Raw genomic sequence first — 19,606 nt, 5'->3', positions numbered from 1 at the left:
CTGAATGAGCTCTCGCTATGTTAGCGTCAAACATTTTCTCTGCTACTTCAAGCTGATCTTCTATCCTTAAAGCTAAATTGGTACTGGAGAAAGTAGCATGATTGACTTTGTGGCAACTTTTATCTTTTTCTTTGCTGTCATCGATCCCATAGGTACTGTGCCCGTTTTTATCGCAGCCACAAAAAGCTATGAAGAAGTGGCAAAGCGTAAGGTCGCTCTGTTTGCGACTCTATTCTCCGCTGCTATCCTACTGTTTTTTGTTGTTGCTGGTGAAATCATACTTACAGCAATGCGTATTCCCTTGTCTGCGTTTCAAATCTCGGGCGGTATCGTATTGTTCTTGTTTGCTTTGACTATGATATTTGGTGAGAGTAAACCAGCAGAAGAAATCAGAACGCTCAATAGTCATCATGATACAGCAGTTTTTCCTCTAGCCATTCCATCAATTGCTAGCCCTGGCGCAATTTTAGCCGCCGTTTTACTCACAGAGAACGTGCGGTTTAATATTTGGGAGCAAGTCCAGACCGTGGCTGTGATGCTACTGGTACTATTGGTTGTTTATATCTTGCTATTAATGGCCAGCGGCATACACAGGATTATTGGGAATACAGGAGCTAGCGCTGTAAGTCGGATCATGGGGTTGATATTAGCCGCTGTGGCCACGACCAACACTCTGAATGGGATTGAAAGTTACTTTGACCTTTAAGGCTGTTTCGCAAACTGAGCTGAAGGTATACGTTAAGAGCTAATTTTACGGCGAGATGACCGACCACCTGACAATCACTTTTCTGGCTGTTACTTCTAGCCGGATGTAATCCTTCAGGCTACTCGTGACGACCTTGTTTAAGAGGACCACGGAAAAGTTGAAAGTAAAATGCATAGATGTTGAGGGTATATATCAGATGGGGGAACTGGAGCAACACTTGCCCCCATTGAGCTGTGCCAATACTCAAAGATTAGCTGCTAGAAAACAATATCGATAATTTCTCCGCCTAGGCACTACTCTATAATCTTGTAGTCTCGCAGTATATAGAGCCTAGCATGGAGGAATTTATTAGCTTCAACGTGCCAAGACAAGACTTTTTCATGCCGTGAGAGTATCTGAAAAGTCGGGAGGCTGAGAAGTTTATTCAGTATGGCTCTTATTGGGCAGTTTATGGATCAGCCAGTAACCAAGACTCATACTAAGAACTACAGCCGCAATTCCAATCAGGTACATTGGAGACAAGGTTTCAAAGTCTATAATAATGACCTTTCGGGAGATTGCCATCAGCGCGGTGGCCATGACGATTTTTACATGAATAACATTTTCTCTCAGGTAAATAGTTATATTGATGAAAATTTCAATAGCAATTAAAACGGCCATAAAAGCACCAAAAGTGGCTAGCATATCTGAAATCGTCAGAATGAGTTTAGGTGGCGTGATAAGTTTTTGATATATCGTCCATGCAACATCTATCACACCCATGACGATTACAAACAACATAACTATCGACAATACTCTTACAGACCAATGAATCACTATCTGTAATTTTTTTGTTAACTTATCATTTTTATCGACTTCCATGGCCCTGTTTCCTTCGCTTGTTTATGTTCACTTAACCTTCATATGTTGAAGCTAGACAATTGAATACATGTCGTTTAAAGCATAGTTGCTGTGGTGAGAGATAGAAGCGTCCGAGGGAAGGAAGTTATGAAACTTAGGAGTGGGCACAATGTTGGACACATAATGTAATCTCTGGTGTCATGCGTTATTACCTCATTACCTCATTACCTCATTGCCTCATTGCCTCATTTCTGATCGTGACGAGTCGACTGGTGAGGTGGTGATTCATCACCTTCACGGCAAACTGAATGAGCGGATACCACAACGTATTGATACTGGGCAAATCGATGCGCTTGTTGCTGGTTCCTCCGTGCGCTATTAATAGAAATACAAGCGAATAAGGAGTGGGTAATCGCTCAAAAGTCGGGTGGAAAAGCGGTAAAACGGCGAAAATTATTGGAACTAAGTCAAGGCCCTTTTTTTAAATGAAAAGGCTTATTGATCTGAACACACCACTTCTCCATATAAGTATATCCACAAATACAAACCTCAAATTGGCGATAAAGAGCTTTAATATTGATAAATATATAAACAACTTGGGTGCTGAAGAAATTTCAGTATACTGCGCTTAGGTTACACTGGAGAAAAAATCGCCGTATTCCCAGCGGGGTCCTTTGATAAGAAATAGAAATCGCGTTTGAATATGCAACCAAACGATTTTGCCGCTTGCAGTTTATTCGGTATACAAATAATAAACCTTTGACTAATCCGAAGGTCGGTCAAATGAGAGAAAGTCATGTTTTTTAATAAGTCGCTTCAACAAGAAAATCAACGATTAAAGCAGGAGTTGCAAATCCTGCAGCAAATCCAAACCAGTTTAGATGAAGAGATGATCCGCTTAACATTGGATAGTAAAGGCCTCATTACTTCTGCAAATACCAAACTACAGCAAGAACTTTTCTTACATGATGATGAGATCTTAACGAAATCAATTACTGAATTGGTACCGTCAAATTCGCGCAATACAGACCACTTTCATCGAATGAAGAAAGCCGTCCAAGATAAAGTGTTCTGGAATGGGGCATTGCAAGTACGGAAAGGTAATGGTGAGGAAGCCTGGTTAAGAACGATTATCCAGCCTGTTTTAAATGAGCGCAGAGAAGTAGAAAGCTTTTTTGTTTTTGCTTCTGAACTTACGCGAACGATCAAATCATCCCGTGAGCAAGAGGACATGCTAAATGCATTAAGTCGTTCTATGGCGGTGATTGAGTTCACATTAGATGGCCATGTTTTAAAAGCCAACGATAATTTCCTAAACACAATGGGTTATACGCTTGATCAGATTCTAGGGAAGCATCATCGCATGTTTTGTGATCAGGAAGAGTCGAGCTCTCAAGCTTACCGTGAGTTTTGGCAACGTTTAGCAAAAGGGCAATTTTCATCAGAGCGATTCAAACGAGTTAACCGTTATGGTGAAGAGGTGTGGCTAGAGGCTTCATATAACCCTATCCATAACGACAGAGGAGAGCTCTACAAGGTCGTTAAGTTCGCGACAGATATTACCCAGCAGGTGATGCAGGAACAGAAAATGGCCCAGGCTGCGCAATTGGCGAACGAAATCTCCCAAGAAACTGGTACACAAACCCTGCAAGGGCAAGAGGTTATAGGCTCAACGTTAGAAAAGATGCAGATACTTTCCGAGCAAATGCAGCAAGCGAACACCGCGATTGACGAGCTTAAAGCGCACTCATCGCGTATTAGCGAGTTGGTAAATAGCATCAGTGGTATCGCTGACCAAACTAACTTATTGGCGTTAAATGCGGCGATAGAAGCGGCTCGTGCGGGTGAGCATGGTAGAGGTTTTGCCGTTGTTGCTGATGAAGTCAGACAGCTTGCTACAAGAACCAATGCAACCACCGATGAAATTGTCACAATGGTCAGTGAAAACCTACAGCGAACAGATAACGCAGTTAAGCTGATCGCTAAATGCCAAAAAGAAGCACTAGATACGCTAGAGCTCTCTGAAAAAGCAGGCAATGTGATGAATGAAATACAAGATGGCGCTAGCCGTGTTGTAGAGGCCGTGGAGCAATTTAACCGCTCGTTGTAGTTAATCAATAGGTTTTCATTGTAGGGGCGATGGGTAAAAAGCAATTCACCTTATTCAACCTGTATTGAGGAGCGTTGAAGTCGCAATACTACTCCTGCCGCAGTCAAGTTAAGCGTTTTGAAGGAGGGGTAGTTCGACACCCGGTACAGGTTTTAGCCAGTTTGCTTGCTGTATAGAATGCTAAAGTAATTTAGTATGCGAAAAGGCTTGCCTTAAGACTTTGCCTGCATTTAATGTATCTAGCAGCAGAACTTCAATCTGCGTGACAACAATACAGGAGAGGATCGGGCTTTCACTTTTTCGCTCGACACAAACCCCTTTCAAATTTACACAATAGCGCAGTAAAACTCTCTTGCTGCGCTATTGTGTGTTCCATATTTTGTGAGTACTTATGTTTAACTCAGAACGTAAAGCGACGGTTATTCTGGTTGCGACGACGATGATCGCGGCACTTGGCTGGATATTCTCTAAGGAAACAATACAGGGTTTACCACCTTTTGGCTTTATTGGGGCGCGATTTACTATCGCTTCGCTCTGCTTACTGCCTCTATGTTACAGACCTTTGCTGAAAGCAAACTTAAAAGATGTGCTTTCTGCTGGTGGTGTCGGGCTCCTGTTAGGCAGTGCCGTTATGACATGGATTTACGCTATTTCTATCAGTGATACTCTCGGGGAGGGCGCATTTATCATGAGCCTTTCCATGCTGTTTGTGCCGATTGTTGCATGGGTTATGTTTCGTCAACGACCACAACGAATTTTCTGGCTTTCTTTGCCTATCGCTGTATTAGGTCTTGCTTGTCTTTCTTTAGTTGGTGGCTGGAAACAATCGGCCAGTCAATTGTGGTTTCTTGGTGCAGCACTGGTTTTGGCGCTTCATTTTAATGTGAATAGCAAATACTCTCAAAAACTACCTGTGCTGCTGCTTACTTGCGTGCAACTTTTTTCAGCAGGTTGCTTAGGTTTGTTGGTTTCATTTTTTATGGAATCTTTCCCGGCAGAGGTTGACTCCTCTATTTGGTGGTGGTTTGCGTTGAGTACCTTATTAGCGACGAGCTTGCGTTACGTAATGCAAACCATGGGGCAAAAATTTGTTCAGGCAGGTAACGCTGCTCTAATTATGATATTAGAACCAGTTTGGACGGTTATTCTGAGCGTGCTGTGGTATGGCGAAGTGCTAACGGCAAATAAACTAGTAGGTTGTGTGCTTATCTTATTTTCTCTAATTATTTATCGTACTGGCGGGCGGTTTCGCTTCCCTACTCGAAAGTAGAGCAAGTTAACTTGGGTTGGGAGAATTTGAGGTGCCGGATGGCCTTCTACGAAAGTGATAATACGCGGTTACGCAATGCTAATGACACTTTTGATGTAGGCTGCCGACCCAGCTCTTCGCTGATCATCCAGCCAGCTTTAGCCAGTAGCTCTAAGTCGATCCCCGTTTCTATTCCTAACCCTTGGCATAAATATAGTACATCCTCCGTTGCGACATTTCCTGATGCGCCATGAGCGTATGGGCATCCACCCAGCCCAGCTACACTGCTGTCGATGGTATTGATGCCCATACTCAATGCTTGATGAATATTGGCGAGTGCTTGTCCCCATGTATCGTGGAAATGGACAGCAAGCTGGGGAAGAGGTGCAACCAACATGACGGCTTCTAGCATAGCAGCGATACGATTTGGCGTGCCTGTACCGATTGTGTCGCCTAGAGACACCTCATAACACCCTAAATCGATGAGTGATTTGACCACGCTCGCCACTTGTTTTGGGGCTGTCGGGCCATCGCAAGGGCAGTCGGCAACGCAGGATAGATAGCCACGAACAGGGATACCGTATTTGGTGGCTAATCGCATTACAGGTTCGAAGCGAGTTAGGCTTTCTGCAATCGAGCAATTGATATTGTGTTGGCAGAATCCTTCTGAGGATGAAGTGAAAATTGCGACCTGATTGGCGTCAGCCTCCAACGCTTGTTCTAAGCCTTTTAGGTTTGGTGTCAGGGCAGAGTAGGTAACATGATTTCGCCGTGTTATTGCTTTCATGACCTCTATTGAGTCCGCCATTTGTGGCACCCATTTGGGTGAGACAAAAGAGCCCGCCTCAATATGCGTTAACCCAGTATCAGAGAGTAAGTTGATCAGCCGGATTTTAGTCTGGGTCGCAACAGGAGATTCATTTTGCAACCCATCTCTAGGACCTACTTCGACAATCTTTACTTTGGAAGGTAGCATTACTTGTCCTGTGACTTGGTGACCCAACTTGGGCTACGCTTTTCAAGAAACGCTTGCAGCCCATCTTGACCTTGGGGTGATACTCTAATGTCCGCAATGAGCTTGCTAGTATAGTGAATCAGTTGTTGATCGATGGGGTTTTGATGACATTGATGGCAGAGCGTTTTCGCTTTACGCATCGCATCTGGGCTATTAAGTAGCAACGTCTTGATTACGCTATCGACCGCATTTTCAAGCTGTTTGGCTTCTTTCACTTCGTGCACAATACCAAACCGTTCGGCATCTTCGGCTGAAATGACTTCACCACTTAAGATATAGCGTCTAGCTTGTCTATTCCCCATCGCGCGCATGACGTAAGGCGCAATGGTCGCTGGAACTAAACCAAGCTTAACTTCACTTAAGCAAAAGTTGGCACTTTGGCTTGCGATGGCGATATCACTACAACAAATCAACCCTAAAGCACCACCATAAGCGGAACCTTGAACAACTGCGATGGTGGGTTGAGGGAACGAATCTAGTGTTTCCATGAGTCTTGCCAAGTTTTGGGCATCAACGAAGTTATCTTGCCTCGTGCTGTCGGCCATCGACTGCATCCAATTCAAATCGGCCCCGGATGAAAAATGCTTACCGTTACTTCTTAATACCAAGCACCGCACATCCGTTCGTAAAGCGAGATAATCTAGGCGGTGGATCAGCAAGTCGATCGTACAAGCGTCAAAAGCATTGTGTTTGGCTGCTCTGTTTAGGGTAATGGTCGCTACGCCATTATCATCGACATGCCAAAGAACATCATCTTGCCTTTGGGCGTTGGGAATAATGCTTGGTTGCATTTCCTGCATACTTACTTCCTTAATTCATCTTTGGATGTTTACATTCTGAAGACGCCAAACTCGCTATCAGGAATGGGGGCGTTTAATGCTGCCATTAACGCTTGACTCAACACCTGACGCGTTTTTTTAGGGTCAATAATTCCGTCATCCCATAGCCGAGCACTCGCAAAATAGGGATGTCCTTGTGTTTCATACAAGTCTATGATCGATTCTCTAAAAATGTGCTCTTCTTGCTCTGACCACGCTTCTCCCTGGCGTTCCTTCGCGTCTTTTCGAACTTGTGTTAAAACGCCTGCTGCTTGTTCTCCGCCCATCACAGAAATACGCGCGTTCGGCCACATCCACATCATGGTTGGATCATACGCTCGGCCGCACATGCCGTAATTACCAGCGCCGTACGATCCACCGATGATCACGGTAAACTTCGGCACGTCAGCACAAGCGACGGCCATCACTAGCTTGGCGCCATGTTTTGCGATGCCTTCTTCTTCAACCTTTTTTCCGACCATAAAGCCGGTAATATTTTGGAGAAAAAGAAGCGGTGTTTTCCGTTTGGCGCACAGCTCAATAAAGTGCGCGCCTTTTTGTGCCGATTCAGAAAACAAGATACCGTTGTTTGCCACAATGCCAATCAAGTGTCCTTGAATACGAGCGAAACCACACACTAGCGTTCTGCCGTACAAGGCTTTGAATTCGTCGAAATCAGAATCATCGACGATGCGGGCAATAATTTCTCGAACGTCGAATGACAGTCGTAAGTTGGCATTCACGATTCCGTAGATTTCTTCTGCGTCGTAGCGGGGAGGAAGCACGGTGTTTTCTGGCTTAACAGGTCTTGTTCTATTGGCATTGGCAATGGCTTCTCTCGCAAGCATTAGGGCATGTTCATCATTTTCAGCGTAATAATCTGCGACACCAGATTTCCGACAATGCACGTCTGCACCGCCGAGCTCTTCACCCGTCACGACTTCGCCAGTGGCCGCTTTCACCAAAGGTGGCCCCGCCAAAAAAATGGTGCCTTGCTCTTTAACCATAATGGACACATCCGCCATGGCAGGAACGTACGCGCCCCCAGCAGTGCAAAGCCCCATCACAACAGCAACTTGTGGGATGCCTTTCGCCGACATTCTCGCTTGGTTAAAGAAAATGCGACCAAAGTGTTCTCTGTCGGGGAAGACGTCGGACTGATGAGGGAGATTTGCGCCACCGGAGTCCACCAAATACACGCAGGGGAGTTGGCAACGTTGGGCAATCTCTTGCGCTCTTAGGTGTTTTTTTACCGAGAGTGGGTAGTAGGTTCCGCCTTTTACCGAAGCATCGTTGGCGATGACCATGCATTGAATCCCCTCTATGATACCAATGCCGGCGATAACACCAGCGCAGGGGATCGCTTCGTCATACACTTGCCAGGCGGCAAACTGGCTGATTTCAAGAAAGTCAGTGTTGTCATCAAGCAAGCGCGCGATGCGTTCTCGTGCGGGGAGTTTTCCTTTTTGCCTCTGGTGCTCAATGGCTTTTTCACCGCCGCCCTGTTTGATGGTCTCGATGTGTTGATTAAGTTGAGTGACCAACGTTTCCATCACGGCTTTATTGGAAAGAAATAACTCGTCAGTTGGCTTAGTTTTACTTTTGATAATGGCCATAATGACTTCCTTGTCGTATGTTCCGTTAGCGAGATTCTTCGAACAGCTCTCGGCCTATTAACATGCGGCGAATCTCTGAGGTACCCGCGCCGATTTCATAAAGCTTTGCATCACGTAGCAAACGACCAGCAGGGTATTCATTGATGTAGCCATTCCCACCGAGCAGTTGTATTGCATCGAGTGCCATTTGTGTGGCGAGTTCTGCACTGTACAAAATCGCGCCAGCGGCGTCTTTGCGTGTTGCGTTACCTCGATCACAAGCCGCTGCGACGGTATATACATACGCTTTTGCTGCACTCATTCGAGAATACATATCGGCGATCTTGCCCTGAACTAACTGAAACTCGCCAATGGATTTTCCAAACTGCTCTCGTTCATGTACGTATGGGACCACAATGTCCATGCAAGCTTGCATTATCCCGAGTGGTCCGGCAGCGAGGACGACGCGCTCGTAATCCAGCCCACTCATTAATACCTCGACGCCTTGATTCAACTCGCCAAGAATATTCTCTTTTGGCACTACGCAATGGTTAAATACAAGTTCGCAAGTATTCGAGCCTCTCATGCCTAGCTTGTCCAGCTTTTGAGCATGAGTGAAACCTGCGAAGTTACGTTCAATAATGAATGCGGTAATGCCACGTGAACCTGCGCTGACATCTGTTTTAGCGTAAAGCACCACTACGTCAGCATCGGGCCCGTTTGTTATCCACATTTTGTTGCCATTCAGTACAAAATGGTCGCCCTTGTTCTCCGCTTTCAGTTGCATGCTTATCACGTCTGAACCGGCATTGGGCTCGCTCATCGCTAGGGCGCCAACGTGCGTACCATCAATGAGTTTTGGAAGGTATTTTTCGCGTTGAGAAGGCGTGCCGTTACGAAAGATTTGGTTGACGCACAGGTTAGAATGAGCGCCGTAGCTTAAAGCGACAGACGCAGAGGCACGGCTGATTTCTTCCATGGCAACAACATGAGCGAGGTATCCCATGCCTGCACCACCAAGCTCTTCATCGACGGTCACACCAAGCAACCCCATTTCTCCCAACAAAGGCCATAAATGATTCGGGAACTGGTTATCGCGGTCTATCTCAGCGGCGATGGGCGCGATATGTTCCGTAGCAAAGGCATTAACGTGTTCTCGGAGCATATCGATGGTATCACCAAGTCCGAAATTGAGTGGGGTATAGGTGCTTTTCATAACGTCTCCCGGTATCAGAGGTAAGGTGGAAAAGCCGGTAGCGGTGTTGCTAATTGAGTATAGCGTTTATGTCTGCTTGCTTTTGAGTGTTTGAATACAACGCTCCTTAGCGGCATTCAACTCTGCCATAACGACGCTGATGTCGTTGAGTTGTTGCTGTAGGACGGCTTGTTTCTCTTCAATGATATTGAGCATTTTCAACAACTGTCCTTCGGTTTGTTGCATGTCGTAGAGCTCGAAAAGTTCACGAATTTCTGCCAACGAAAAACCGAGTCGTTTCCCTCTTAAAATCAGTTTGAGGCGAATTCTATCCCTGCGTTGATAAACGCGCATATTGCCTTTTCGCTCTGGTTCAATCAGACCCACGTCTTCATAAAACCGGATACTGCGAGTAGTAATATCAAACTCCTTGGCGAGGTCACTGATCTTGTATTTTTCCATAACATACTTACCTCGAATAAAAATCCAGTTTCTGGAAATCGAACCTTAAATGGGAAGGCCGAACATCAACTTTGAAATATAAACGTCTGCTTGGTGTGTTTTTTCATCTCATTGTAAAGGCTAGTGCTATGCTTACGTAAACGTCAAGAAATCGCGGAATGAAAGTTTGTTAGTGAAAAAGGCGATAAAGGCTGGTGTGGCGCTTGGTGAGTAATTCTATGTAGGGTGTCATCAGTCTGCCAAGTGTTCACATGTACCTTAAGGGAATGCGAATCATGGGAAAAGACATCTGGATTGTCAGCGCGAAAAGAACGCCAATTGGGCGCTTTCAAGGCAAGTTGCAAACTTACTCTGCTCCTCAATTAGGCGCACTGGCGATCAAGGCGGCAATGCACGAAGTGAATGTGACTTCGGTGGATGAAGTGTTCATGGGATGTGTGCTTCCAGCAGGGTGTGGACAAGCTCCTGCGAGGCAAGCATCTATGGGGGCAGATCTTCCTTTGGGTGTAGGGTGCACCACCATTAACAAAGTGTGTGGCTCTGGCATGAAGAGCGTCATGTTAGCGCACGATCTCATTAAAGCTGGAACGATTCGCTCTGCCATTGCTGGTGGTATGGAAAGTATGACCAATGCGCCGTATCTGCTGAGGGAGGCGAGAAAGGGAATGCGTATGGGGCACCAGTCTGCGTATGACCACATGTTTCTCGATGGGCTACAAGATGCTTACGAAGGGCACTTAATGGGTGTTTATGCTCAGCAAGTCGCTGACAGGCTTAAGTTCACCAGAGAGCAAATGGATGAATGGGCCGTGATGTCGGCAAAACGTGCGTTGGAAGCTCAAGAGCGAGGCTTGTTTGCCGATGAACTTTCGCCGGTTTCACTCAATACCAAGTCAGAACAAGCGGTGCTGAACTACGATGAGCACCCTCGCTCGATTGACCTTGGTAAAATTCCTCAACTCAAACCTGCATTCGATGAAAAAGGTACGGTGACCGCTGCTAATTCGAGTGCCATTTCAGATGGCGCAGCGGCTCTTGTGCTTATGGATGAAGACACTGCGCGTCATCAGGGGCTTAAACCACTTGCGATCATCAAGGCGCACTCTACACATGCCAGAAAACCTGCAGAATTTACTTTGGCACCCGTCTATGCAATTGAGCAACTGCTGTTCCAGCTAGATTGGTCAATTTATGAAGTGGACCTGTGGGAAATCAATGAAGCCTTTGCCGTCGTGACACAAATAGCGGTGGCGGAACTTGGGCTTGATACGAGCAAAGTAAATATTAAAGGTGGAGCCTGTGCACTTGGGCATCCGATTGGGGCTAGTGGCGCACGAATTCTGGTGACATTGATTCACAGTTTGCGTCAGCTACAAGCGTTAGGCACCAATGGTGATCTCGAAGCCAAAAAAGTGATGCGGGGTGTTGCGTCACTTTGTATCGGCGGTGGAGAAGCCACGGCGATAGGCATTGAAATACCGCTTTAATTGAAATCAGAAAGGAGTAAATGATGACTCGTTTGGTTCCCTTGTTTATTGGTGGCGAGTTTCGTGAATCTCAAACATCGGATTGGGTTGAGGTAACCAATCCCGCCACTAATGATGTCATTGCGTACGTTCCATGTTCCACAGAGCATGAGATGGAAGCCGCCATTGATAATGCGAAAGAGACATTCCAATCCTGGAAGGAAGTGGCAGTATCCGAGCGTGCCAGAGTCATGCTGCGTTATCAGCACTTGCTCAAAGAGCATCATGATGAGCTTGCCACACTGCTTTCTCATGAAACGGGTAAGATTTTAGCGGATGCTAAAGGCGATGTGTGGCGAGGCATAGAGGTTGTTGAGCAGGCGGCAAACATTGCCAGCAACATGATGGGCGAAACCGTCGAAAACGTTGCCACGGATATTGACAGTTACTCAATGATTCAGCCCCTAGGTGTGTGTTGCGGCATTACGCCATTTAACTTTCCTGCCATGATTCCGTTGTGGATGTTCCCAATCGCTATCGCTGCGGGCAATACATTTGTGCTTAAACCCTCCGAACAAGTGCCGTTGACCTCTATTCGTTTAGCTGAACTATTTGAGCAAGCTGGCGCGCCGAAAGGAGTGTTGCAGATCGTTCATGGCCGCAAAGAGCAAGTCGACTTTCTTCTGGCTCATCCTGATATTCGAGCGGTGTCATTTGTTGGCTCGGTTCCCGTTGCCCGTTATATCTACACCACAGGGACTAAACATTTTAAACGGGTTCAAGCTTTTGCTGGTGCAAAGAATCACATGGTGATCATGCCTGATGCAAACAAAGATCAAGTGGTGAATAACCTAATCGGAGCCTCAGTAGGGGCTGCGGGGCAACGCTGTATGGCAATTTCTGTTGCGGTATTTGTCGGCGATTCAAAACAATGGATTGCGGACCTGAAACTGGCGATGGCGAAAGTACACCCAGGGCCTTGGGATGATGAACAGGCTGCTTATGGCCCACTGATCAGTGAGCAAGCTAAACAACGCGTATTGGACCTAATTGAAGATGGCAAACAACAAGGCGCAGTGTGTGAACTCGATGGCAGTCAGTGTGAAGTGGAAGGCTTTCCCGATGGAAACTGGATTGGCCCAACCTTGTTTAGCGGTGTAACAGCGAACATGTCGATTTACACGCAAGAGATATTTGGCCCTGTCTTAGTTTGTATGGAAGTCGAAACGTTGCAAGAAGCTATTGAGTTAGTGAATCGCAACCCTTACGGCAATGGAACTTCTATATTTACCGCTAATGGCGCTGCTGCGAGAAAATATCAGCATGACATTCAAGTCGGTCAGGTTGGGATCAATGTGCCTATTCCAGTCCCTTTACCATTTTTCTCCTTTACTGGTTGGAGAGGCAGTTTCTATGGTGATTTACATGCGTATGGTAAACAAGCGGTACGTTTTTATACCGAGACCAAAACGGTGACGGCGCGTTGGTTTGATGACGATATTCCAACGGGGCCAAATCTGACCATCCAACTGCGCTGAGTGAATAAAAGGAGCTTTTATGGACTTTGAACTTAATGAAGATCAACGTGCATTTGCCGATACCGCTCAACAATTTTCCGATGAGCGTTTAGCACCGATGGCGGCGGAGTGGGATGAAAAGCAGATCTTCCCCAAAGACGTATTGAGAGAGGCGGGGGAACTAGGGTTTCTCAGTCTCTACACTCCAGAAGCGCAAGGTGGCCTAGGGCTGAGTCGCTTGGATGCTTCAATTATCTTTGAACAACTGGCCATGGGATGTACGTCCACTACGGCGTTTATGACGATTCACAACATGGTCAGTTGGATGATCGCGAGTTTCTCGAACGAAGAAGTGAGAGCCAAATATTGCTCTAAGCTGGTCTCTGGCGAGTGGTTGGGTTCATATTGCTTAACCGAGCCTAATGCGGGGTCGGATGCCGCTGCACTGACCACTTCCGCTACAAAAAAGGGAGATAAGTATGTCCTCAACGGTGGCAAAACCTTTATCTCTGGCGCAGGAGAGACAGATGTTTTGGTCGTGATGGCGAGAACCGGAGAAGCGGGTGCCAAAGGCGTGTCCGCATTTGTTGTTCCTGCTCACGCTGATGGTATCAGCTATGGGCGCAAAGAACCCAAAATGGGTTGGAACAGCCAACCAACACGAGCGGTTACTTTTGAAAATGTCGTTATTCCAGCTAGCCATTTACTGGGCGAAGAAGGGCAAGGTTTTGTCTTTGCGATGAAAGGGCTTGATGGAGGGCGTATAAATATTGCGACCTGTTCCGTCGGTACGGCTCAACAGGCCCTTAATCAGGCGGCACGGTACATTCAAGAGCGTAAGCAGTTCGGCAAGCCGCTTGCGCAGTTTCAAGCCTTACAATTCAAATTGGCAGACATGGCGACAGAGCTAGTGGCTGCGCGGCAGTTGGTGCGCTATGCCGCCAGTAAACTCGACCGAAATGACCCTGATGCTACGGCTTATTGCGCGATGGCAAAACGGTTCGCAACCGATGTAGGTTTTCAGGTTTGCGACCACGCGCTGCAGCTTTATGGTGGCTATGGTTACATCAAAGAGTATCCAATGGAGCGTCATTTCAGAGATGTGCGTGTGCATCAAATTCTGGAGGGAACGAACGAAATTATGCGTTTGATCATCGCACGTCGTTTGCTCTCTGAGGAGTCGGCCTTGCTGTAGCGAAGTATTGGATTTGCTCATTGAGAAAGGATTCAGATATGCCATTAACCCAAGAAGCCATTCAACATACGATCACTAATCACGTTGCGGTGGTGACGATGAACAACCCGCCAGCCAATACGTGGACAGCAGAGAGCCTCAAGGTACTGAAGTCGCTGATACTCACACTTAACAATGATAAGCAGGTCTACGCACTGGTTTTAACCGGCAGTGGAGAAAAGTTTTTCTCTGCTGGTGCAGATCTCAAGCTATTTTCTGACGGTGACAAAGCGGTTGCGTTAGACATGGCGCGATGCTTTGGTGAAGCCTTTGAAACGCTCTCGGAATTTCGTGGTGTTTCCATTGCCGCCATTAATGGTTACGCCATGGGCGGAGGTTTAGAAGTGGCATTAGCTTGTGATATTCGAGTAGTTGAAGAGCAAGCGGTACTTGCTTTACCAGAAGCCAAAGTCGGACTTTTGCCCTGCGCTGGCGGTACCCAAAACCTCACAGCGTTAGTAGGGGAAGGCTGGGCAAAGCGTATCATTTTATGTGGAGAGCAAGTCAGCGCTGACAAAGCAAAAGAACTAGGCCTAGTTGAGGAGTTGGTTCCCAAAGGTGAAGCTTTAAGTAAAGCGCTGGAACTTGCTGAATCTGTTGCGAACCAGTCGCCATCTTCTGTCGCCGCATGTAAGGCGCTCATTCAAAATATGCGCTCTGCGCCACTTCAGCACGGCTTAATGAAAGAGCGAGAGTTGTTTCTGAATCTTTTTGATACGGAAGATCAAGTCGAGGGTGTTCGCGCCTTTTTAGAAAAACGCCCACCGCAATGGAAAAACCGATAGGAGGCCACATGGCAGGGATGGTAACCATCAGTGAAATAGAGTGCTTAGATGGCGTGCACCGCATTGGTATCGCAACGTTAGACAACACCGCTTCATTGAATGCATTGACGTATGACATGTTAGTCCAACTTAACGATCAGCTTATCAAGTGGCAAGACGATCCGCATGTGACTTGTGTGGTACTCACTGGCGCTGGAGAAAAAGCATTCTGTGCTGGTGGTGATGTTCGAGCTATGTATCACGTCATGCATAACGAGAGTAAAGAAAAAATCGTAGAGTTCTGTACGAACTATTTCTCGTTGGAGTATGAGTGTGACTATCTCATCCACACTTACAACAAACCCATTATCGGTTGGGGAGAAGGTATTGTCATGGGCGGTGGGATGGGGCTTTTTATGGGAACCAGCCATAAAGTTGTGACAACAACATCACGCCTTGCTATGCCAGAAATCAATATTGGACTGTATCCTGATGTGGGAGGTACGTGGTTTTTAAGCCAGATAGATCCGCAAGTGGGTTTATTCCTCGGGTTGACAGGTTCAATGGTAAATTCAAGTGACGCTGTCACTATTGGTTTGGCCGATTGGTCACTGTTGGAAGAGCAGTATCCCACCTTACTGGATGAGCTAAAGCGGCTCCAGTGGGGCAAAGAAGATGCGAAAGAGTTGGTAACTGCACTACTACAGTTAATGGAAGAACAAGTTATTGATAGCAAACCAACCACGCAAATTTGTCCATACTTAGATCAGATAGAGGAAGCGTGCAAAGGCTTTGATCTTAATGCGATAGCACAGCGAATCATGGCTATCGAAGGGAATAGCCAGTGGATAGAAAACGCGAAACAAACGTTCGCATCGGGTAGTGCGATCACCGCGCATATTTGCTTTAGACAAGTGAAAGAGTACCACAGCTTACCGCTTGCAGATTGTTTCCGTTTAGAGTTGAGTTTGTCGGTTCGCAGTGCCTTATTAGGTGAGTTTAAAGAGGGCGTCCGTTCTCGGCTTATTGACCGGGATGGCGAACCTAACTGGATGTTTAACAGTGTCAGTGAAGTCGATGAAGATGTCATCGATACCTTGTTTACCTCACTTTGGCCGGATGACGAACATCCGCTTGCTGATTTGGGTGAACAAACACTAGGTCAATAAGGAGAATGATCATGAGTACCATCGCATTTATCGGTTTAGGAAGAATGGGGCATCCGATGGCGCAAAACTTACTCGCGTCTGGATTTAACGTGCAAGTATTCGATGTCGATAGCGAAGCCGCAAAGCAACTAGTACCTTTTGGTGCGGTGGTGGCGAGCTCTATTGAGGAAGTCGTGGATGGTGCTAGCACAGTCATCACGATGCTACCAGCAGGGTCTCACGTTCGTTCCGTGTATCTTGGTGACTTACATGGTGGCGTAGGTGTCCTCAATCTTGTCTCGCCAAGTACCTTGATGATTGATTGTTCAACCATTGATCCGGACTCTGCGCGATTAGTCGCCAATGAAGCGGCAAATAAACGCGTGTTGTTTGTCGACGCGCCCGTTTCGGGGGGCGTTGCTGGCGCTAAAGCGGCGACATTAACCTTTATTGTTGGTGGTTCGGATCAAGCGTTTTCTAAAGCCAATGCCATTTTGCAGTATATGGGAAAAAATGTTTTCCATGCTGGCAAAGCAGGCGATGGTCAAATGGCGAAAATCTGTAACAACCTTATGCTCGGCATTTTAATGTCTGGTACGTGCGAGGCATTAAACCTAGGTATCGATCATGGACTCGATCCAAAAGTGCTATCAAACATCATGCTGCAAAGCTCTGGCCGAAATTGGGCATTGGAGCTTTACAATCCTTGCCCAGGCGTGATGGACAGTGCGCCAGCCAGTCACGATTACCAACCGGGCTTTATGAGCAAACTCATGCTGAAAGATCTCGGCTTGGGGTTAGATGCGGCGTTACAAACACATTCTTCGGTTCCGATGGGGTCGTTAGCGCGCAACTTATATTCTTTCCACAACGCGAGCGGCCACGGCGAGCTCGATTTCTCAAGCTTATTTGAGTTATACAAGAGTAAGAAAGGCTAGACCGAGTTTTGTGACAAACCAGCCCGAGATGGTGACGTAAAACGCGCATCATTTCGGCCAACTTAGACTGGTTGAGATAGAGAACATTACGAGCTATGGAGTGCACCAATATGGACATAAAAAGTAGTGTTATTGCCATTACAGGAGCAGGGCAGGGGCTTGGGCAAATGATGGCCATTACCCTTGCTCAAGCTGGCGCTGATTTAGCGTTGTTGGATGTAAACGCCAGTGGCTTAATGGAAACACAAGAGCAGTGTCGAATGCTGAGTGCGAAAGCGTTGACATATCAAGTGGATGTTACCAACGAAATCGACGTTGAAACCACGTTTGAAGCGATTATCCAAGATTTTGGTCAACTCAATGGGTTAGTCAATAACGCTGGCGTATTAAGAGATGGGTTACTTGTAAAAGCAAAAGATGGCGTGATCAGTAAGATGTCTTTGGATCAATTCAATTTGGTCATGAACGTTAACGTGACAGGAACATTTTTGTGTGGGCGTGAAGCTGCCGTCAAGATGATTGAGAGTGGATCCCAAGGCGTTATCATCAATATTTCTAGTGTTGCGAGAGCAGGAAATATCGGACAAACCAATTATTCTGCGTCAAAAGCGGCGGTCGCGACCATGGCGACAACATGGGCCCGTGAGCTCGCAAGATACGGTATTCGCGCGGCGGCGGTTGCACCAGGTGTAGTACACACCGCGATGGCAGAGCAAATGAAACCCGAAGCCATAGAGCGATTAGAAAAGATGATCCCAGTTGGCAGGATGGGCGAAACAAGCGAAATCGCGCATGCAGTAAAATACATTATTGAGAGTGATTACTTTACTGGCAGGGTTTTAGAAGTGGATGGCGGTATTCGTATGTAAGTGACTACTGAAATAAGGCTCTGATAGACCTGAATAATAAGTTTCTTTCCATTTCAGCATTTTCTATGTTGTGGAGTGCCAATTCTGCGCAACCCAAATGTATTTACAACTTATGTTTGGATTTACCTTGAGAATGATTTCTCACAATCCAATAAAGAGATGTAAATACCACTCAAATATTAAGTGAAATCATTAATTTGATGTTGATCACACTTTTGGTTTTTTAGTTTCCGCTTCTCATTAAGGCTATCTGCGTAAATGAAGTTGATAGTCAGTCTCATCAATTTTAAGTTTCAACTATTTGTTTTTAAATAATTAATTGTTGAAGCACGAGAAATTCGTGTTGAGGTTAATATTCTATTTAAAGTGTGTAACTTCCATTAATGGAAGGTTAGTTTCCAGTTGTGGCTAATGAGCTTTAACTTTTTACTCCTCATAATGCGCCAAATGTAACATAGTGTTTCAAAGTGTAACAATAAACTCACACTAAGAGTGTGGTTTTGATCTCCACTCAATTCCGTTTTGTTTCGCTCTGAACCCGACGTTACTCATGCTCAACACATAAACATTCTAATGACTATAACAACTGGTTCTTGGCTTGATACCAATCATATCGTAGCAAATAACGGTTCATTCTAGCTGGTTAAATGCTTGATGACGAAGTTGAAAAATTGTAAGTAGAATAACTACTTATCGAAGTTTCTTCTTGTTCTCATACATTACCTCTGCGCAATTTGTGAGCTCTTATTTACTTTGATTGGCATCTGCTTTGAAACCAGACAACCATCGAGAAAGTTAATGGAAGCCTCAAGATATAAACGCATCTTGTCGAGGGGAAGTTTGGCGTCCGTCATACTTATGCTCTCAGGATGTAATTCAGCTTTACTTGACCCCAAAGGTGCCATTGGTGTGCAAGAAAAAGAGTTAATTATTACTGCTCTTTTGCTGATGTTGATCGTTGTAATCCCTGTGATTTTAATGACGATTTACTTCGCTTACCGATACCGCGCCTCTAATACTGAAGAAGAGTACGCACCCGAGTGGTCACACTCGACCAAAATCGAAGTGGTGGTATGGACAATTCCAATCATCATCATTGCGATTCTTGCGACGATCACATGGCGTTCAACTCATGAACTAGAGCCATCCAAACCTTTGGAAAGTGATGTTAAACCAATGACCATCGAAGTGGTGTCACTCGATTGGAAATGGTTGTTCATATATCCAGAAGAAAACATTGCGACGGTGAACTATGTGGCGTTCCCGAAAGACGTGCCAGTGCAGTTCAAACTGACTTCGGACAACATCATGAACGCGTTTTTCATCCCTCGCTTAGGTACACAGATCTACGCGATGCCAGGAATGGTAACCAAGCTCAACCTGATAGCGAACCACGAAGGTGACTACAAGGGTTTTGCATCGAACTACAGCGGCGAAGGCTTTTCGCAAATGAAGTTCACAGCTTCAGCAATGTCTGATCGTGCTGCGTTCCTAAATTGGGTGCAGAAAGTGAAGGCGAGCCCTGATCGTATTGAAGATTGGGAGCAATACAGCTCACTGGCAGCGCCAAGTATCGCAGAGCCAGTCACTTTGTTCTCTAGCGTTCCTCCGTTCTTGTTCACCGACGTTGTGACTCAGCATCCTGGTTCAATGAACTGTTTGCCTGAAAACCAAGGATAA

General features: G+C 46.1%; 17 protein-coding genes and 1 pseudogene. 12 read left to right on the top strand and 6 right to left on the bottom strand.

Going from position 1 to position 19,606, the window contains the following annotated elements:
- Window positions 1-97: 97 nt before the first annotated feature.
- A complete protein-coding gene (locus tag R7093_RS01615) occupies window positions 98-706 on the top strand; it encodes a MarC family protein (protein ID WP_005375727.1) in 609 nt (202 codons plus the stop codon).
- A gap of 420 nt (window positions 707-1,126) precedes the next feature.
- Here the strand turns inward: R7093_RS01615 and R7093_RS01610 are convergent, their stop codons facing one another.
- A complete protein-coding gene (locus tag R7093_RS01610) occupies window positions 1,127-1,567 on the bottom strand; it encodes a phosphate-starvation-inducible PsiE family protein (RefSeq protein WP_005375731.1) in 441 nt (146 codons plus the stop codon).
- Between the two features lie 775 nt (window positions 1,568-2,342).
- Between R7093_RS01610 and R7093_RS28645 the strand changes: the two are divergent.
- The 3 genes and pseudogenes from R7093_RS28645 to R7093_RS01595 form a co-directional block, all read left to right on the top strand.
- A pseudogene (locus tag R7093_RS28645) lies at window positions 2,343-3,122 on the top strand (PAS domain-containing protein); the annotation flags it as partial.
- Complete coding sequence (locus tag R7093_RS28640; RefSeq protein ID WP_372036153.1) at window positions 3,120-3,656, top strand: methyl-accepting chemotaxis protein; 537 nt, start codon at window positions 3,120-3,122, stop codon at window positions 3,654-3,656. The pseudogene R7093_RS28645 and the gene R7093_RS28640, both read left to right, overlap by 3 nt.
- A 391-nt stretch (window positions 3,657-4,047) precedes the next feature.
- Entirely contained in the window at window positions 4,048-4,926 is an 879-nt protein-coding gene (locus R7093_RS01595; RefSeq protein ID WP_005375761.1) for a DMT family transporter, read from the top strand.
- Between the two features lie 46 nt (window positions 4,927-4,972).
- Here the strand turns inward: R7093_RS01595 and R7093_RS01590 are convergent, their stop codons facing one another.
- The 5 genes from R7093_RS01590 to R7093_RS01570 form a co-directional block, all read right to left on the bottom strand.
- Window positions 4,973-5,881 (bottom strand): hydroxymethylglutaryl-CoA lyase, encoded by a 909-nt coding sequence (locus R7093_RS01590; RefSeq protein WP_064376501.1) that lies wholly within the window; start codon window positions 5,879-5,881, stop codon window positions 4,973-4,975.
- The gene (locus R7093_RS01585) at window positions 5,881-6,720 is read right to left on the bottom strand and encodes an enoyl-CoA hydratase-related protein (RefSeq protein ID WP_047100922.1); all 840 of its coding nucleotides are present in this window, start codon (window positions 6,718-6,720) and stop codon (window positions 5,881-5,883) included. The genes R7093_RS01590 and R7093_RS01585 overlap by 1 nt, the downstream gene beginning before the upstream one ends.
- A gap of 29 nt (window positions 6,721-6,749) precedes the next feature.
- The gene (locus R7093_RS01580; protein ID WP_047100923.1) at window positions 6,750-8,354 is read right to left on the bottom strand and encodes a carboxyl transferase domain-containing protein; all 1,605 of its coding nucleotides are present in this window, start codon (window positions 8,352-8,354) and stop codon (window positions 6,750-6,752) included.
- A 25-nt stretch (window positions 8,355-8,379) separates the two neighbouring features.
- Window positions 8,380-9,549: an isovaleryl-CoA dehydrogenase gene (locus R7093_RS01575; RefSeq protein ID WP_005387610.1), complete on the bottom strand. Its 1,170-nt coding sequence runs from the start codon at window positions 9,547-9,549 to the stop codon at window positions 8,380-8,382.
- A gap of 66 nt (window positions 9,550-9,615) precedes the next feature.
- Entirely contained in the window at window positions 9,616-9,990 is a 375-nt protein-coding gene (locus R7093_RS01570; RefSeq protein ID WP_017821195.1) for a MerR family transcriptional regulator, read from the bottom strand.
- Window positions 9,991-10,265: 275 nt separating this feature from the next.
- Here R7093_RS01570 and R7093_RS01565 point away from each other — a divergent pair, with 275 nt between their 5' ends.
- From R7093_RS01565 to cyoA, 8 genes are all read left to right on the top strand, one after another.
- Window positions 10,266-11,477, top strand: a complete 1,212-nt coding sequence (locus R7093_RS01565) for an acetyl-CoA C-acyltransferase (RefSeq protein WP_025767662.1) — start codon at window positions 10,266-10,268, stop codon at window positions 11,475-11,477.
- Between the two features lie 23 nt (window positions 11,478-11,500).
- Complete coding sequence (locus R7093_RS01560) at window positions 11,501-12,994, top strand: CoA-acylating methylmalonate-semialdehyde dehydrogenase (RefSeq protein ID WP_047100925.1); 1,494 nt, start codon at window positions 11,501-11,503, stop codon at window positions 12,992-12,994.
- 19 nt (window positions 12,995-13,013) lie between these two features.
- On the top strand, window positions 13,014-14,168 hold the full coding sequence (locus R7093_RS01555; protein WP_047100926.1) for an acyl-CoA dehydrogenase family protein: 1,155 nt from the start codon (window positions 13,014-13,016) through the stop codon (window positions 14,166-14,168).
- A gap of 38 nt (window positions 14,169-14,206) precedes the next feature.
- On the top strand, window positions 14,207-14,992 hold the full coding sequence (locus R7093_RS01550) for an enoyl-CoA hydratase (protein WP_025767665.1): 786 nt from the start codon (window positions 14,207-14,209) through the stop codon (window positions 14,990-14,992).
- Between the two features lie 8 nt (window positions 14,993-15,000).
- Window positions 15,001-16,140 carry an enoyl-CoA hydratase/isomerase family protein gene (locus tag R7093_RS01545; protein WP_047100927.1) on the top strand — a complete coding sequence of 380 codons (1,140 nt, stop codon included), beginning with the start codon at window positions 15,001-15,003 and terminating at the stop codon, window positions 16,138-16,140.
- Between the two features lie 11 nt (window positions 16,141-16,151).
- Entirely contained in the window at window positions 16,152-17,057 is a 906-nt protein-coding gene (gene mmsB / locus R7093_RS01540) for a 3-hydroxyisobutyrate dehydrogenase (protein WP_005375775.1), read from the top strand.
- Between the two features lie 110 nt (window positions 17,058-17,167).
- Window positions 17,168-17,926: an SDR family oxidoreductase gene (locus R7093_RS01535; protein WP_005375778.1), complete on the top strand. Its 759-nt coding sequence runs from the start codon at window positions 17,168-17,170 to the stop codon at window positions 17,924-17,926.
- A 798-nt stretch (window positions 17,927-18,724) separates the two neighbouring features.
- Window positions 18,725-19,606, top strand: a complete 882-nt coding sequence (gene cyoA / locus R7093_RS01530; RefSeq protein WP_005388604.1) for a ubiquinol oxidase subunit II — start codon at window positions 18,725-18,727, stop codon at window positions 19,604-19,606.

It is taken from the genome of Vibrio sp. 1580 (genome assembly GCF_033340055.1).
Note: the sequence above shows the minus strand (reverse complement) of the source record. Positions and strands in the feature narration are given on the sequence as shown.

Excerpts from the sequence above, each read along its gene's own strand:
- R7093_RS01615 (WP_005375727.1), top strand. The coding sequence starts at position 98 with ATGATTGACTTTGTGGCAACTTTTATCTTTTTCTTTGCTGTCATCGAT.
- R7093_RS01610 (WP_005375731.1), bottom strand. The coding sequence starts at position 1,567 with ATGGAAGTCGATAAAAATGATAAGTTAACAAAAAAATTACAGATAGTG.
- R7093_RS28640 (WP_372036153.1), top strand. The coding sequence starts at position 3,120 with ATGCAGGAACAGAAAATGGCCCAGGCTGCGCAATTGGCGAACGAAATC.
- R7093_RS01595 (WP_005375761.1), top strand. The coding sequence starts at position 4,048 with ATGTTTAACTCAGAACGTAAAGCGACGGTTATTCTGGTTGCGACGACG.
- R7093_RS01590 (WP_064376501.1), bottom strand. The coding sequence starts at position 5,881 with ATGCTACCTTCCAAAGTAAAGATTGTCGAAGTAGGTCCTAGAGATGGG.
- R7093_RS01585 (WP_047100922.1), bottom strand. The coding sequence starts at position 6,720 with ATGCAGGAAATGCAACCAAGCATTATTCCCAACGCCCAAAGGCAAGAT.
- R7093_RS01580 (WP_047100923.1), bottom strand. The coding sequence starts at position 8,354 with ATGGCCATTATCAAAAGTAAAACTAAGCCAACTGACGAGTTATTTCTT.
- R7093_RS01575 (WP_005387610.1), bottom strand. The coding sequence starts at position 9,549 with ATGAAAAGCACCTATACCCCACTCAATTTCGGACTTGGTGATACCATC.
- R7093_RS01570 (WP_017821195.1), bottom strand. The coding sequence starts at position 9,990 with ATGGAAAAATACAAGATCAGTGACCTCGCCAAGGAGTTTGATATTACT.
- R7093_RS01565 (WP_025767662.1), top strand. The coding sequence starts at position 10,266 with ATGGGAAAAGACATCTGGATTGTCAGCGCGAAAAGAACGCCAATTGGG.
- R7093_RS01560 (WP_047100925.1), top strand. The coding sequence starts at position 11,501 with ATGACTCGTTTGGTTCCCTTGTTTATTGGTGGCGAGTTTCGTGAATCT.
- R7093_RS01555 (WP_047100926.1), top strand. The coding sequence starts at position 13,014 with ATGGACTTTGAACTTAATGAAGATCAACGTGCATTTGCCGATACCGCT.
- R7093_RS01550 (WP_025767665.1), top strand. The coding sequence starts at position 14,207 with ATGCCATTAACCCAAGAAGCCATTCAACATACGATCACTAATCACGTT.
- R7093_RS01545 (WP_047100927.1), top strand. The coding sequence starts at position 15,001 with ATGGCAGGGATGGTAACCATCAGTGAAATAGAGTGCTTAGATGGCGTG.
- mmsB (WP_005375775.1), top strand. The coding sequence starts at position 16,152 with ATGAGTACCATCGCATTTATCGGTTTAGGAAGAATGGGGCATCCGATG.
- R7093_RS01535 (WP_005375778.1), top strand. The coding sequence starts at position 17,168 with ATGGACATAAAAAGTAGTGTTATTGCCATTACAGGAGCAGGGCAGGGG.
- cyoA (WP_005388604.1), top strand. The coding sequence starts at position 18,725 with ATGGAAGCCTCAAGATATAAACGCATCTTGTCGAGGGGAAGTTTGGCG.